Annotated in this window: 15 protein-coding genes and 1 tRNA gene; 8 read left to right on the forward strand and 8 right to left on the reverse strand. The window is 65.7% G+C overall.

Annotated elements, in window-relative coordinates:
* Positions 1 to 49 precede the first annotated feature (49 nt).
* On the reverse strand, positions 50 to 430 hold the full coding sequence (locus tag ACYPYD_RS21690; protein WP_008832544.1) for a PadR family transcriptional regulator: 381 nt from the start codon (positions 428 to 430) through the stop codon (positions 50 to 52).
* 178 nt (positions 431 to 608) lie between these two features.
* Here ACYPYD_RS21690 and ACYPYD_RS21695 point away from each other — a divergent pair, with 178 nt between their 5' ends.
* A complete protein-coding gene (locus ACYPYD_RS21695; protein WP_008832545.1) occupies positions 609 to 842 on the forward strand; it encodes a ribbon-helix-helix domain-containing protein in 234 nt (77 codons plus the stop codon).
* Positions 843 to 845: 3 nt separating this feature from the next.
* Here ACYPYD_RS21695 and ACYPYD_RS21700 read toward each other — a convergent pair whose 3' ends face one another.
* The 3 genes from ACYPYD_RS21700 to murA all read right to left on the reverse strand — a co-directional run bounded on the left by ACYPYD_RS21700 (position 846) and on the right by murA (position 3,074).
* Positions 846 to 1,340: a metallophosphoesterase family protein gene (locus ACYPYD_RS21700; RefSeq protein WP_069709259.1), complete on the reverse strand. Its 495-nt coding sequence runs from the start codon at positions 1,338 to 1,340 to the stop codon at positions 846 to 848.
* A 184-nt stretch (positions 1,341 to 1,524) separates the two neighbouring features.
* Positions 1,525 to 1,773 carry a hypothetical protein gene (locus ACYPYD_RS21705; RefSeq protein WP_248006052.1) on the reverse strand — a complete coding sequence of 83 codons (249 nt, stop codon included), beginning with the start codon at positions 1,771 to 1,773 and terminating at the stop codon, positions 1,525 to 1,527.
* 17 nt (positions 1,774 to 1,790) lie between these two features.
* Positions 1,791 to 3,074, reverse strand: a complete 1,284-nt coding sequence (gene murA / locus ACYPYD_RS21710; protein WP_008832548.1) for a UDP-N-acetylglucosamine 1-carboxyvinyltransferase — start codon at positions 3,072 to 3,074, stop codon at positions 1,791 to 1,793.
* 157 nt (positions 3,075 to 3,231) lie between these two features.
* Here murA and ACYPYD_RS21715 point away from each other — a divergent pair, with 157 nt between their 5' ends.
* Complete coding sequence (locus ACYPYD_RS21715) at positions 3,232 to 4,113, forward strand: UTP--glucose-1-phosphate uridylyltransferase (protein ID WP_008829118.1); 882 nt, start codon at positions 3,232 to 3,234, stop codon at positions 4,111 to 4,113.
* Positions 4,114 to 4,289: 176 nt separating this feature from the next.
* Here the strand turns inward: ACYPYD_RS21715 and ACYPYD_RS21720 are convergent, their stop codons facing one another.
* From ACYPYD_RS21720 to ACYPYD_RS21735, 4 genes are all read right to left on the reverse strand, one after another.
* Positions 4,290 to 4,967 carry a lytic transglycosylase domain-containing protein gene (locus ACYPYD_RS21720; protein WP_036525672.1) on the reverse strand — a complete coding sequence of 226 codons (678 nt, stop codon included), beginning with the start codon at positions 4,965 to 4,967 and terminating at the stop codon, positions 4,290 to 4,292.
* 78 nt (positions 4,968 to 5,045) lie between these two features.
* Positions 5,046 to 6,176, reverse strand: a complete 1,131-nt coding sequence (locus ACYPYD_RS21725) for a phytase (protein WP_051586830.1) — start codon at positions 6,174 to 6,176, stop codon at positions 5,046 to 5,048.
* The gene (locus tag ACYPYD_RS21730; protein WP_036525674.1) at positions 6,176 to 8,983 is read right to left on the reverse strand and encodes a TonB-dependent receptor; all 2,808 of its coding nucleotides are present in this window, start codon (positions 8,981 to 8,983) and stop codon (positions 6,176 to 6,178) included. Before ACYPYD_RS21730 ends, ACYPYD_RS21725 begins: the two co-directional genes overlap by 1 nt.
* A 200-nt stretch (positions 8,984 to 9,183) precedes the next feature.
* Positions 9,184 to 9,258, reverse strand: a tRNA-Thr gene (locus ACYPYD_RS21735).
* Between the two features lie 141 nt (positions 9,259 to 9,399).
* Here ACYPYD_RS21735 and ACYPYD_RS21740 point away from each other — a divergent pair.
* The 6 genes from ACYPYD_RS21740 to ACYPYD_RS21765 all read left to right on the forward strand — a co-directional run bounded on the left by ACYPYD_RS21740 (position 9,400) and on the right by ACYPYD_RS21765 (position 13,418).
* Positions 9,400 to 9,582 carry a hypothetical protein gene (locus ACYPYD_RS21740; protein WP_459665468.1) on the forward strand — a complete coding sequence of 61 codons (183 nt, stop codon included), beginning with the start codon at positions 9,400 to 9,402 and terminating at the stop codon, positions 9,580 to 9,582.
* A gap of 48 nt (positions 9,583 to 9,630) precedes the next feature.
* A complete protein-coding gene (gene gpmA, locus ACYPYD_RS21745; protein ID WP_211150728.1) occupies positions 9,631 to 10,317 on the forward strand; it encodes a 2,3-diphosphoglycerate-dependent phosphoglycerate mutase in 687 nt (228 codons plus the stop codon).
* Positions 10,318 to 10,344: 27 nt separating this feature from the next.
* Positions 10,345 to 10,800 (forward strand): 5-(carboxyamino)imidazole ribonucleotide mutase, encoded by a 456-nt coding sequence (gene purE, locus ACYPYD_RS21750; protein WP_083274675.1) that lies wholly within the window; start codon positions 10,345 to 10,347, stop codon positions 10,798 to 10,800.
* A gap of 130 nt (positions 10,801 to 10,930) precedes the next feature.
* Entirely contained in the window at positions 10,931 to 11,989 is a 1,059-nt protein-coding gene (locus ACYPYD_RS21755) for a 5-(carboxyamino)imidazole ribonucleotide synthase (protein ID WP_459665469.1), read from the forward strand.
* Complete coding sequence (locus ACYPYD_RS21760) at positions 11,989 to 12,474, forward strand: dihydrofolate reductase (protein WP_459665471.1); 486 nt, start codon at positions 11,989 to 11,991, stop codon at positions 12,472 to 12,474. The genes ACYPYD_RS21755 and ACYPYD_RS21760 overlap by 1 nt, the downstream gene beginning before the upstream one ends.
* 11 nt (positions 12,475 to 12,485) lie before the next feature.
* The gene (locus ACYPYD_RS21765) at positions 12,486 to 13,418 is read left to right on the forward strand and encodes a bifunctional riboflavin kinase/FAD synthetase (RefSeq protein ID WP_459665474.1); all 933 of its coding nucleotides are present in this window, start codon (positions 12,486 to 12,488) and stop codon (positions 13,416 to 13,418) included.
* Positions 13,419 to 13,526: the final 108 nt, after the last annotated feature.

A 13,526-nucleotide genomic window follows, 5' to 3' on the forward strand; every position in this document is an offset into this window, starting at 1 on the left:
GTCCTGCGGCATGCCCTTGAGGCCCGCCTTCAGGCGCTTGATGAATTCGTTACGCATCATGGCTGGGCTCTCCTTCCTGAATTGGGCCTTCCTGAACGGCAGTCGGCTCTGCGGCATCGTCGAGCAACGCGTCGACGGCCTTGGTGAAGCCGCGCCATTCGGCGATCTGCTCGGCAAGGCGCGAGCGGCCGGTTTCGGTGAGGCTGTAGTACTTGCGGGGCGGGCCGGACGGCGATTCCTCAAGGTAGGTCTTCACTAGGCCTTCGGACTGCATGCGGCGCATCAGCGGGTAGATCGTGCCTTCGCCCATATCGACCGCGTCGGCCATGCGGCTCGCGATCTCGTAGGCGTAGCTGTCCCCCCGCGAGAGCAGCGCCAGGACACAGAGCCCCAGCACCCCTTTCTTCAATTGGATTTCGATTTCGGACATCGAATCATCTCCTGCGGATGTCCATCGTATATAACCAGCTACTGTGTGTTGCAAGATACCTTGCTTAGAAAAGTACAGGTCGAGGCAAGATACCTTGCTATCGATAGGTATCGATCAATGGACTTCGGCTGATTTCCGGGGTTTTCGGCGGGGAGGAGGGCAGCTAGATTGCGGCGCGATGACCACGCCTTACCATCCTCCGGTCAAACGTTCGGTGGAGATCGCCGGGCACAAGACCTCGATCAGCCTCGAGCCGGTGTTCTGGGACCTGCTCAAGCGCGCCGCCGCGCAGGAGGGGTTGCCGGTGAACGCGCTCGTCGCGCGGATCGATGCGGAGCGACTGGAGGCCGAGACGCCGCCGGGGCTGGCCGGGGCGGTCAGGGTCTGGCTGGCGACTTCGGCTCTGGGCTAGCCTTCAGGCGGCGCGGCTGAGCCTCGGTTCGGCGGGCTTACGCATCAGCATGTCGAGGCTGACCGGCCCCCATCCAAGTCCGTGCGCGGCCACGCAGTTGTGACCGGGGCGGCTCCACGCGTACCGGGTATGGCCGTGGAGTACGAGCGCATCGTCTTCCAGCGCCTTCGCGGGGTCGTTGATGAGGGTAAGGGTGCCGTGGGCCGTATCCAGGCGCTGCATGTCGCAGACGCTGGCGTAGCGGCCCGTTGCGAGACAATTCCACGCTTGCGGGTCATTCGGTCCACGCACAAGGTGCTTGATGCCGGGAAGGCTGCCGAGATGGACGGGGTTTCCGACATTGCCGAGAATCCAGACGGTGTCGTCGTCGGCCACGCGGGCGCGCCAGACCTCGCAGATGCGGCGGGTCATCTCGGCGCTATCGGGAAAGCCGTAGGGAATCGCGTGAAGGGCGCTCTCGCCGTTGAAGTTCAGGTCCGCGACAAAGTGGATCGCCATCATCTTCTTCCCGTCCCGGAGGCGGCCATCCCGGCGCTCCGACAAGGGTTTCAACGGGTTAGGTAAACAATTCGTTCCAGCCAGGATGCGGGGAATCAGCCAGGCCGCGGGAATTTGCGACGGATGGCAAAAGGGCGGGGAAGCCTTTGCTTCTCCCGCCCTTTCTAGCGACCGCGACTGGTGATCAGTATGTCGATGGAGGATCGCTCGCCGGGAAGCTCTCGTCGATCGCTTCGTCGGTCTTGTCCCAACTCTTGGGCGGCGAACTCATGTGTTCCGGCCCGGAATCGCGCACGCCGCCGGCGAACTCGGCTTCCTGCTTCTTCTCGGTCGCGTATTTGTAGAGGGCGTAGCCGACCGCTCCGGCGGCCGCCAACTTGATGAGGCCCATGTTCGTCTCTCCTCTCGGCAGTTCGAGGAGCAAACGCGCCATGGGCCTTCGGAGTTTCCTCAGTCGCCGCCGACGCGTTCGATCTGCGCGCCGACCAGTGCCAGCTTCTCCTCAAGGCGCTCGTAGCCGCGGTCGAGGTGGTAGAGGCGGTGCACCTGCGTCTGGCCCTTTGCGGCGAGACCGGCGATCACGAGGCTCATCGAGGCGCGCAGGTCGGTCGCCATGACGTCGGCGCCGGTGAGGCCCTGCACGCCGTGGACGATCGCGGTGCGACCCTTGGTCTCGATCCGCGCGCCCATGCGGTTGAGTTCGGGAACGTGCATGTAGCGGTTCTCGAAGATCGTCTCGGTCAGCACGCTGGAGCCTTCGGCCATGCACAGCAGGGCCATCAGCTGCGCTTGCATGTCGGTGGCGAAACCGGGGTAGGGGGCGGTGGAGATCGTGACGGGCCGCAGCTTGCCGTCCGAGGCGACATGGAGGCCGTCGGCCTTGGGCTCGACGTGGACGCCTGCATCGCGCAGCGCCTGCACGGTAGCTTCCATGTCCTCGATCTTCGCGCCTTTGAGCAGCACTTCACCGCCGGTGATGGCGGCGGCGCAGGCGTAGGAGCCGGCCTCGATGCGGTCGGGCATGACCATGTAGGTCGCGCCGTGGAGGCGGTCGACGCCGTGGATGGTGAGGTCGCTGGTGCCGATACCCTCGATCTGCGCGCCCATCGCGACGAGCAGGTTGCACAGATCGACGATCTCCGGCTCGCGCGCGGCATTGTGCAGGGTGGACTTGCCCTTGCACAGCACGGCGGTCATCAGCGCGTTCTCGGTGGCGCCCACGGAGACGACCGGGAACGAGTAGCGCCCGCCCGGCAGGCCGCCGTCAGGGGCGATGGCGCGCACGTAACCGGCGGCCAGTTCGATCGTCGCGCCCAGCGCTTCCATGACCTTGAGGTGCAGGTCGATCGGGCGGTTGCCGATGGCGCAGCCCCCGGGCAGCGACACGGTCGCCTCGCCCATGCGCGCCAGCATCGGTCCAAGGACGAGGATCGAGGCGCGCATCTTGCGCACGAGGTCGTAAGGCGCGACCGAACTGGTGATACGCGTGCCCTGAAGGGTCATCACGCGGCCGAAGTCTTCCGGACGGCTGCCCGCGATCGCGGTGGAGACGCCGAACTGGTTCATCAGGTGCTGGAAACCGTCGATGTCCGCCAGACGCGGCAGGTTGCGCAGCGTCAGCGGTTCTTCGGTCAGCAGCGCGCAGGGCAGCAGCGTGAGCGCGGCGTTCTTGGCGCCGGAAACGGGAATGGTGCCGGAAAGGCGCTTGCCGCCCTCGATGATGATCTTGTCCATCACCGTCCTTTAGCGCCAAACGCGCGTGCTTCAACGGGATCGGATGCAATTTCGCGGCGGATTAAGGGTTCGGTAAGATTAACATGGGGTTGTTGCGCTAAGACTATTTCCGGGCTTTAAACGCAACCGCAACATGAGCGAGGCATTATCCAGACCCATGAGTGACTCGAACTTCCGCAAGCCGGTCCGAAAAGCCGTCTTTCCCGTCGCCGGTCTCGGCACCCGTTTCCTGCCCGCCACCAAGGCGATTCCGAAGGAACTTCTTCCGGTCGTCGATCGACCTCTGATCCAATACGCCGTCGATGAGGCGCGCGAAGCCGGAATCGAGGAATTCGTCTTCGTGACGGGCCGCGGCAAGACCGCGATCGTCGAGCATTTCGATACCGCTTACGAACTCGAAGCGACGATGACCGGGCGCGGCAAGTCGCTCGACCCGCTTGAGCCGACCCGCATCCAGCCCGGCAACCTCGTCACCGTGCGTCAGCAGGTGCCGCTGGGCCTCGGTCACGCGGTATGGTGCGCCCGCGCCGTCGTGGGGGATGAGCCTTTCGCGATCTTCCTGCCCGACGAACTGATGTACGGCACGCCCGGCTGCATGGCGCAGATGATCGAGGCCTATAACGAAGTGGGCGGCAACCTCGTCTCGGTGCTGGAAGTGCCGCATGAGGAAGTGTCGAGCTACGGCGTGATCGCGCCCGGCGAGAGCCGGGGCAATCTCACCGAGGTCAAGGGTCTGGTCGAGAAGCCCAAGGTGGACGAGGCGCCTTCGAACAAGATCGTCTCGGGCCGCTATATCCTCCAGCCCGAAGTGATGGGTCTGCTTGAAACGCAGGGGAAGGGCGCGGGCGGCGAGATCCAGCTGACCGATTCGATGGCCAAGCTGATCGGCCAGCAGCCGTTCCATGCGGTGACCTTCAACGGCCGCCGTTTCGACTGCGGTTCGAAGGTCGGCTTCGTGGAAGCGACGCTGGCGATCGCGCTCGATCGTCCCGACATGCGCGACGATGTGCGCGCGATCGCGAAGAAGCTGCTGGGCTGATCAGACAAGCCGAATGGCGATGAAAAAAGCGCGCTGCTGTAAGGCGGCGCGCTTTTTCGTGCGCAATCGGGAGGGCGTGCTGGACCCTTCGACAAACTCAGGGTGAGCGGGGTATGGGGTAAACCTCCCAATCCTGCTCAGGCTGAGCTTGTCGAAGCCCTCCGGGGCACAGAACGTTACTGCCGGACTGGATCCGTCAGCCGCGCCATGATCGAGGCGACGTAGGCCCGGGTCTCGCGGATATTGGGAATGCCCCCGGCCTTGAGCACGCGGGCGGGACCGGCGTTGTAGGCCGCCAGCGCCTTTTCCAGATCGCCGCCGAAGGCATCGAGTTGCATGCGCAAGTAGCGCGCGCCGCCCTCTAGGTTGGCCATGGGATCGGCGGGATCGACGCCCATCTGCGCGGCGGTGCCGGGCATCAGCTGGGCCAGCCCACGCGCACCGACGGGTGAGAGCGCCAGTTCGTTCCAGCGGCTTTCCTGCCAGACCACCGCTTCCAGCAGAGTCGGGCTGATGTCGTACTTGGCGGCTAGCTGGGCGACGCGCTCACGCCAGCGGGTCGGGCCTGCCGCGTCGAGTGCTTCGGTGATCGATTGCGGGTGCAGGCGGGAATCGACCTCCATTGGGGTCGATTCCACCTGCTCGGGCGCGCGAGCGACGGTGCTGCCGATGAAGCCCACGCCCGACGACTGATCTACTTGCGCGAGGTCGGATGCGGCGGGGAGGGTAGCCGGGCCTCCGGCGACCCATTCGGCCCCCGCATTGCCGATCTGCAAGACGTCCGCGCAGGCCATGCCGGGCATGGCCATGCAGGAAACGGCGACGAGCACCCCGAATGCCTCGATCCGCTTCATCGATTCGTGTCCCTCACCATGGCTGCCGTCCTACCGCATCCGCGAGATCGAGTCACACGCGGATGCGGTAGAGCCGGGTTACCGGATGCCCAGCGCGGTGCGGATCGAGCGCCAAGACAACAGCTTGAAGTTCTGCGCCTTGGGGGCGTTGTCGCCGTCCTGCGCCATGAACAGCCCTTCGGGATACTGCGGTCCGAAGTCGCCGAGCACGACTTCGATGCCGTCGGTATCGCTGGTGCCGCCGATGGCGCCCCCGTTGATACGGAAGCGGCCTGCGGGCTTGCCGGTGGCGAGATCAAACAGCGCATAGGCGTTGTCGCCCTGGCTGGAGGCGACGAGCCAGGCGCGGCCTTCGGCGTTGCGGGCGATGGCAAGGCCCTCGATGTCGTCGACCAGACCGTCCGCCTCGCCGACGCGGGCGTAGGAGGATGCGGTCAGCGTTGTCGGTGAGAGCGGCACCTTCCAGATCGCCACGTCCTCCTCGGCGACGTAGAGCGTCTTCGTCACGTCATCGACGACGCAGCCCTCGGACTGGGTCGCGAACTTGACGTCGCGCAAGTGCTCGGCCGCGATCTTGCCGGCCTTCTCGACGAGGCGGCTCTCGGCGACCGTACCGTCCTTGAGCACGACGTAGGCGCGGGCGAGTTCGCCCGCCGCGAGCGGAGCACCCATGCAGAAGCCGTAGGCCTCCGCCGGGGCATGGCCGGCGGGCAGGAACGTTCCGGAGCCGAGCACCGAGAGCTTGCCGGTCGCGCCGTCGAGGCCGAACAGGGCGATGCGCGGTTCGGCGCGGTCGGTACGATCGCTGGCGCCGACGAGGATGCGGGTGGAGCCGTCCGCCATGCGCACTTCGCGCAGGTCCGCGTTGTTGAGCGCACCGGCGGGCGAGAAGTCCTTCACCGTACCGTCAAGGCCGTAGACGTAGAGCCCCGCCTTCTTGTCGGTGCCCAGGATCAGGCTGGCGGCGGGATTCGCCGCATTGCGCCAGATCGCCGGATCGTCCGCCGCATCGGCATTGCCGGTGCCTACGGGCGCGGTCTCGCCTTCTGCCGGGATATCGGTGGCGGGATAGTAGGGACGTGGGGCCTCGGGGGCAGCGGTGCCGGGGGCGATGGTCGTCGTCGCGCAGGCGGAAAGCAGGAGGGCCGGGAGCAAAGCCCCCGACCCCAGCTTCACGACATCGGCGATGTTCGTGAGGTTGCGCTTCATCAGAACGACATCCTTGCGCCGAACTTCACGGTCGAGCCGTATTCCTCGTACTGGAGGAGACGCTGCGCGCCCGCGTAATTCTGGTAGGCGTAGTACTTGGCGTTGTTCACGTTGACCCAGTCGGCGAAGAGGCGGATGTTCTCGGTGACCTTGTACTTGGCCGAGAGGTCCAACTGGAAGTGCTGGTTGACGATGCGGTCCTGATCCACGGCGTCGCCCACCTCGTCGAGGTACTTGTCGCGGAAGGTCCCGGCGGCACGCAGACTGATCGGACCCTTCTCGTAGCCCAGAACGACGTTGAAGGTGTTCTTCGACGACTTGGGCAGGTTGATTCGGCGCGCGATCTGGTCACCCTCGTCGTTCTCGTAAAACACCGAGCCGCGGGCATAGGTATAGGTGTAGTTCACCTGCGTGAGCAGTCCGTCGAACGGCGCCGGCAGCATCGAGAAGACCTGACTGTAGCCAAGCTCGATCCCGGCGATCTCGGCCTTGTCGCCGTTCACCGCCTGCTGGACTTCGGTGTACTCGACGCCGTTGAAGGTGCCGCTGGCGGTCGAGGTCTGGTCGTAGATGTAGTCCTTGACCGACTTGTAGAAGGCCCCGAACGTCAGCGCACCGTTGTTGGCGAAGTAGTATTCGAAGCCTGCGTCGAAGTTCCAGGACTGGTAAGGCTTGAGCGCGGGGTTGCCAAATGTGCCCTCGCCGTCCTCGTTGATGGTATAGCTCGGCGCCATGTCGCCAAGGTTCGGGCGCACGACCGTCTTGTAGCCGGCGAAGCGCGCGACAAGGTTCTGCTGCGGGCTGTAGCGCACCGTCAGGCTGGGCAGCCAGTTGGTGTAGTTGCGCTTGTAGGTAACCGGCGAGACGGCGATGACGGCGTCGCCGTCGTCGTTCTCCGAAACCGCGACGAGGTTGCCGCTCATGTCATTGTGGGTACGCTCCACGCGCACGCCGCCGATCACGCGCAGCGTCGCAGAGTCCCACCGGCCGAGCAGGTAGGCGGCGGTGACGTCTTCCTTGACCTTGTAGTCGCTGGTCGAGCTGTCGATCAGGCTGTCGTCTTCGTTCAGTTCGAAGCCGGCGCTGTTGGCGAGGTAGAAGTCGGCCGAACCGCTCTTGTTGGCGACTGGACCCATGTTCAGCAGCCGGTAGGTCTGCTTGCCCAGCACGTCGGCGAGGGTGAAGTCGCCGTCGTAGTCGTCGAAACGGCTCATGTTGAAGTTGTAGGACTTCGTGCGCCAGCGTGCCTTGGCGCCGCCCTGGATGGTGAAGTCGCCGTTGTCGCCCGCGAACGTGCGTGCGAGGTCGGCCTTGGCGGCCCATTCCTCGTCCTGGCTGTCCGAGAGGGTGGTCAGTTCGAGGCGGTCGAACTTGTAGTCGCTCGCGGTGTCGATGCCGCTTGAGGTGTAGGTCGGGAAGTACCGGCCAGAGTTGTCGACGGAGACGGCGGCGCCCGAATTGTTCTCGAACTCGCCGGTGAAGCGCATCGGGTCGAGCGAGAAGGTCTCCTTCTCCGTCGATTTGGCGTAGCTGGCCTGCCAGTTGAACTTCCAGGTTCCGGTGTCTGTATCGCTGCCGATCGATACGGTACGGATACGCTGGCGCTCGAAGCGGTCCTTGAGGTCGCGTTCGACGGTCAGTTTGTCGCCGTCGTCGAGGTCCGCGGTGTCGAAGCTGACCGTCGAGCCCGAGGCCGTTGCAAGATCGCCGAAGTCGCCGAAATCGAAGGTCGTGCGGCGGCGGTATTCATGGTCGTCGAATTGCGACCAGTTGCCGCGCACGTAGGCCTTGGTCGTGTCCGAGACGCGCCAATCGAACGAAAGTGCCGCGTTGATGCGGGTGCGCTCCACGTCGTAGTCGCGGTATTCGAGGGTTTCGCCGTAGACCGCGCCGTCGTCGTTCTCGGTCCAGTCGGCCATCTCGACATTGTCGGTCTCGAACTTGCGCTTGTAGTAGCTGACCGATCCGGCGACGCCGAAGTCCTCGCCCAGCTTCTGGGTGAAGTCGAACGAACCCTTCGGGGTCACCTTGCCCGAGTAGTCGTTCCAGCTGCCCTCGGCACTGACGTTGTAGCGGTTCTTCTTCGAATCGAAGGCGCTGGTCGTGTTGATCTGGATCGAGGCACCGACGAAGTCGCCGTCCATGTCGGGCGTGAAGCTCTTCTTGACCTCGATCGATTCGATCGTGTCGGCCGAGATCACGTCGAGCGCGACCTGGCGCACGTCGGATTCGGGTGCAGGCACGCGCACACCGTTGAGCGAGGTCGAGTTGAGGTTAGGGTCGAGGCCGCGCACGGCCACAAAGCGCCCTTCGCCCTGGTCGTTGAGGATGTTGACGCCCGGCAAGCGACGCAGCGATTCCGCCACGTTCTGGTCGGGAAACTGGCCGACCGCGTCGCGCGTCAGGACTGATTCAACACCGTCAGCGGCCTTCTGGCGTGACAGGGCGCTGGTGAGGTTCGCGGTCTGCCCGGTGACGAGAATATCGCCACCGCCGATCGCGGGGAGGTCGAAGCTGCCGTCGATCCGGCCCGTGGCGGGCACCGAGACGCTCTTGGTGATCACTTCCGCGCCGACGTAGCGTGCTTCGAGCGTGTAGGTGCCTGCGGGCACGTCACCGAAGACGTAGGAACCGGCGCGGTCGGTCTCGACCTGGCGGTTGAGTTCCACGATGCGCACGGTGGCCGACTGCAGCGCGCGGGTGCCGGTGGCGTCGTTGACGTGGCCGGCGACTTCACCCGCGTGAGCGATGGTGGCGAACGATGCCGAGGCAAGCAGCCCGGCAACGAGCTGAAGCGAACGATTCATGGTGCGGAATATTCCCTGTTGCGGAGTCTAGTGTCCTGGGGACGTGCACCTAGGGTTGCTTCATGACAGTTGCGTGAGATTGGAAAGACACAACGATGACAGTTGCTGTACCGCAACAAAACGTAACAGTCGGCGCGCGGCGCAACGCGAAAACGCGGCGTCAGGTCATCGGATCATGTCAGGGAAAAAGAGAGGGGGAATGGTGCTGCTAGGGAGGATTGAACTCCCGACCTCGTCATTACCAATGACGCGCTCTACCACTGAGCTACAGCAGCACATATTCCAGGCCCGGGTAACCGGGGCGTCTGTCTGCCGGGCCAGAAGCCCCCGAGACAGGGGGGCGCTATTGTCCGCGCGGCGTTCGATTGTCAAGCGCCTCTTGTGCTTTCTTTTTCGGAGCGGCAATGCAGCGGGCGATGAACGCGCCGCCATCGCCTCGAAAACCCACGAAGGAAGAGCGTCTCGCCGCCAAGCTGCGCGAGAACCTGCGTCGCCGCAAGGCGCAGGCTCGTGCCGTATCGACGCTTGGCGAAGCGGTCGAGGAGGGCGAATCGCCCGACAGCAAACCGCCACTGGCCAAATCGCCACCGGAAAGCTAGGGGCTGCGGCAAGACCGCGTCGGTCCTTGACAGTATAGGGAGCCTACATTGCCTCGCCTGATCCTGCTTCGCCACGGCCAGAGCCAGTGGAACCTTGAAAACCGCTTCACCGGCTGGTGGGACGTCGACGTCACCGAAAAGGGCGAGGCCGAGGCCCGCGCTGCCGGTGCGCTGCTCAAGGACAAGGGCCTGCTGCCCGACGTCGCCTTCACCTCGCTGCAGACCCGCGCGATCAAGACGCTGCATTTCGCGCTCGAAGCCGCCGGTATCCTGTGGATCCCCGAAACCAAGGACTGGCGCCTGAACGAGCGTCACTACGGCGGCCTCACCGGCCTCGACAAGGCCGAGACTGCGGCCAAGCACGGCGACGAGCAGGTCAAGGTATGGCGCCGCAGCTTCGACATTCCGCCGCCGGTCATGGACAAGGGCAGCGAGTTCGACCTCTCGGCCGAACCGCGCTACGCGGGCATCGATACGCCGATGACCGAGAGCCTCAAGGACACCATCGCGCGCGTCCTGCCGTATTACGAAGGCTCGATCGTGCCGCACCTCCATGCCGGTTCGACCGTGCTGGTCGCCGCGCACGGCAATTCGCTGCGCGCGCTGGAAAAGCACCTCTCGGGCATCTCCGACGAAGAGATCACCGGTCTGGAGATCCCGACCGGCCAGCCGATCGTCTACGAGCTCGACAACGATCTCAAGGTGCTCGACCGCTACTACCTCTCGGAGCGCTGATCCGTGACTGCACCAGTTGCAATCGTCATGGGCAGCCAGTCCGACTGGCCGACCATGATCAAGGCCGCCGAGATGCTCGACAAGCTGGGCGTCGCTTATGACGCCCGCATCGTCTCGGCACACCGCACGCCCGAGCGGCTGGTGGACTTCGCGCATGGCGCGGACGGCGAAGGCTTCAAGGTGATCGTCGCCGGGGCAGGGGGCGCCGCCCACCTGCCCGGCATGATTGCCGCGATGACGCATCTTCCGGTGCTCGGCGTGCCGGTGCAGAGCAAGGCGCTGTCGGGACAGGACAGCCTGCTCTCGATCGTGCAGATGCCTGCGGGTATCCCCGTCGGCACGCTGGCGATCGGCGAGGCGGGCGCGGCCAATGCCGGTTTGCTGGCGGCGGCGATCCTGGCCACCTCGGACGAGGCGCTGGCGGGACGCCTCAAGGACTTCCGTGCGGCGCAGACCGCGAGTGTGGCGGAAAAGCCGGTCTGATGTTTCCCGCTTGGCTGAGGTGCTTCGACACGCTCAGCACGAGCGGGGTTGGGTTTTAGAATTTCAGCACTAAGTCCGCTCACCCTGAGCTTGTCGAAGGGCACCGGCACAAGGCAGGCGTAAAGGCGTAATGATCTCTCCCGGCGAAACCATCGGCATTCTTGGCGGCGGCCAGCTCGGGCGGATGATCGCCATGGCGGCGGCGCAGCTTGGCTACCGCTGCCACGTCTACGCGCCCGAGGCGGACTCGATCGCCGCCGACGTCTGCGCCCAGTTCACGTGCGCCGCCTGGGACGATGCCGAGGCCATGGCGAAGTTCGCCGCCGACTGCGCGGTGGTGACCTACGAGTTCGAGAACGTCCCCGTCGGCCCGCTCGCGGCGCTGGGCGACACGCCGCTGCTCGCCCACGCCCGCGCTCTCGAAACCGCGCAGGACCGCCTGAACGAAAAGCGCTTCGTCACTGACCTCGGCGGCACCCCCGCCCCCTTCGCCCCGGTGGATAGCGCGGAGGATCTTGCACAGGCCATCGCCGCGATCGGCGCGCCGGGCATCCTCAAGACCCGCCGTGACGGCTACGACGGCAAGGGCCAGTGGCGCATCATGACGCCTAGGGACGCCGCCGCGCTGGACCTGCCCGCGACGCCGCTGATCTACGAAGGCTTCGTCACCTTCTTCGCCGAGTTCTCGGTGATCCTGTGCCGCGGGGCGGACGGCGAGGTGCGCTTCTTCGACAGCGCCCACAACGTCCACGAGGGCGGCATCCTGGCGCTCAGCACCGTGCCCGCGCCCGCCGACCTGCTGGAGCAGGTGCCCGCCGCGCGCGAACTCGCGACGAAGGTTGCCGATGCGCTGGACTACGTCGGCGTGCTGACGCTGGAATTCTTCGCCACGAAGGACGGCCCCGTCTTCAACGAGATGGCCCCGCGCGTCCACAACTCGGGCCACTGGACCATCGAGGGTTCGGTCACCAGCCAGTTCGAGAACCACGTCCGCGCAATCTGCGGGCTACCGCTGGGTGACACCGGCCTTGCCGCCAAGGGCGTGGAGATGCGCAACCTCATCGGCGACGAGGCGCACGACTGGCCGACGATCCTTGCCGATCCGGCCAACCACCTGCACCTCTACGGCAAGGCCGCCGCCCGTCCGGGGCGCAAGATGGGCCATGTGACGCGGCTGATCCTGAGCTGATGGCGCAGGAGGTCTTCCTCATCTACGCCCGCGCCGAAAACGGCGTGATCGGCCGCGACGGCGCGCTGCCCTGGCGGCTGCCGGCGGACCTCAAGCGGTTCAAGGCGCTGACCATGGGCAAGCCGATGGTGATGGGCCGCAAGACCTTCGACAGCTTTCCCGCGCCACTGCCCGGTCGCCGTCACATCGTGCTGACCCGCGACACCGGCTGGAGCGCGGAAGGCGCCGAAGTCGCGCATTCGGTGGACGAGGCGTTGGCGCTTGCCGGAGAAGGCGAAGTCGCGGTGATCGGCGGGGCCGAGATCAATGCTCTCTTCCTCCCGCTCGCCGCCCGGATCGAACTGACCGAGATCGCGGGCGATTACGAGGGCGATACCGTGATGCCCGAAGTCGGCCCCGGGTGGGTTGAAATTGCGCGCGACGCCCATGCGGCGGACGGTGCCCGACCGGCACATGCTTTCGTGACTCTCACACGCGCCCTATAGCCGAGACGCCCATGATTCGCCTCGACAACCGCCAACCCGTTCCCGAATCCCTGCGCGGTGCCGTGCTGGCGCTGGGCAACTTCGACGGGTTCCACCAGGGCCATCAGGCCGTGGTGGGCGAGGCGATCGGCTGGGCGAAGGCGCAGGGCCGCCCGGCCATCGTCGCTACCTTCGACCCGCACCCCGTCCGCCACTTCAAGCCTGATGCCGAGCCCTTCCGCCTGACGACTCTGGAGCAGCGGCAGGAACTGTTCGCGGCTGCCGGCGCGGATGCGATGCTGGTGCTGCACTTCGATTCGGCGATGGCGGCGATGCCCGCCGTGCAGTGGATCGAGGAGATGCTGGTGCGTCACATGGGCGCGGTCGGCGTCGTCACCGGCGAGGATTTCACGTTCGGCCGCGCCAAGGGCGGCAATCCGCAATTGCTGCAAGAGGTCGGCGCGGCGCACGGGCTTGAGGGGCGCACCGTCGGCCCGGTCAGCGACGCGGGCGGCACCGTCTCGTCGAGCCGCATCCGCGAGGCGCTCAAGTCCGGCGACTGCCAACTGGCTGCGCGCCTGCTGACACGGCCGTTCTCGATCCGGGGCCGGGTGCAGCATGGCGACAAGCTGGGCCGCACTATCGGCTTTCCCACCGCCAACCTCGACATGGCGAACTACCTGCGCCCGCTCTACGGCATTTATGCGGTGACCGGCCGCATGCCCGACGGCCGCGTGGTTCACGGCGCCGCGAACATCGGCATCCGCCCGACCTTCGACCCGCCCAAGGAACTGCTGGAGCCGCACTTCTTCGACTTCGCAGGCGACCTCTACGGGCAGGAGATCGAGGTGGCATTCCACCACTTCCTGCGGCCCGAGGCGAAGTTCGATTCGCTCGACGCGCTGATCGAGCAGATGGACCGGGACTGCGTGAAAGCGCGCGAATTGCTGGCGGGGCTATCCTGACGTCGTCCCGGACTTGATCCGGGACCGCTGGCGGTCTTTAGGCGAGCGTTGTCGCGCGGGGTGCCGCGCCCGTGAGGTCGGCTGTTCATGGCCAGCGGTCCCGGATCA

It is taken from the genome of Novosphingobium sp. 11B, assembly GCF_054589055.1.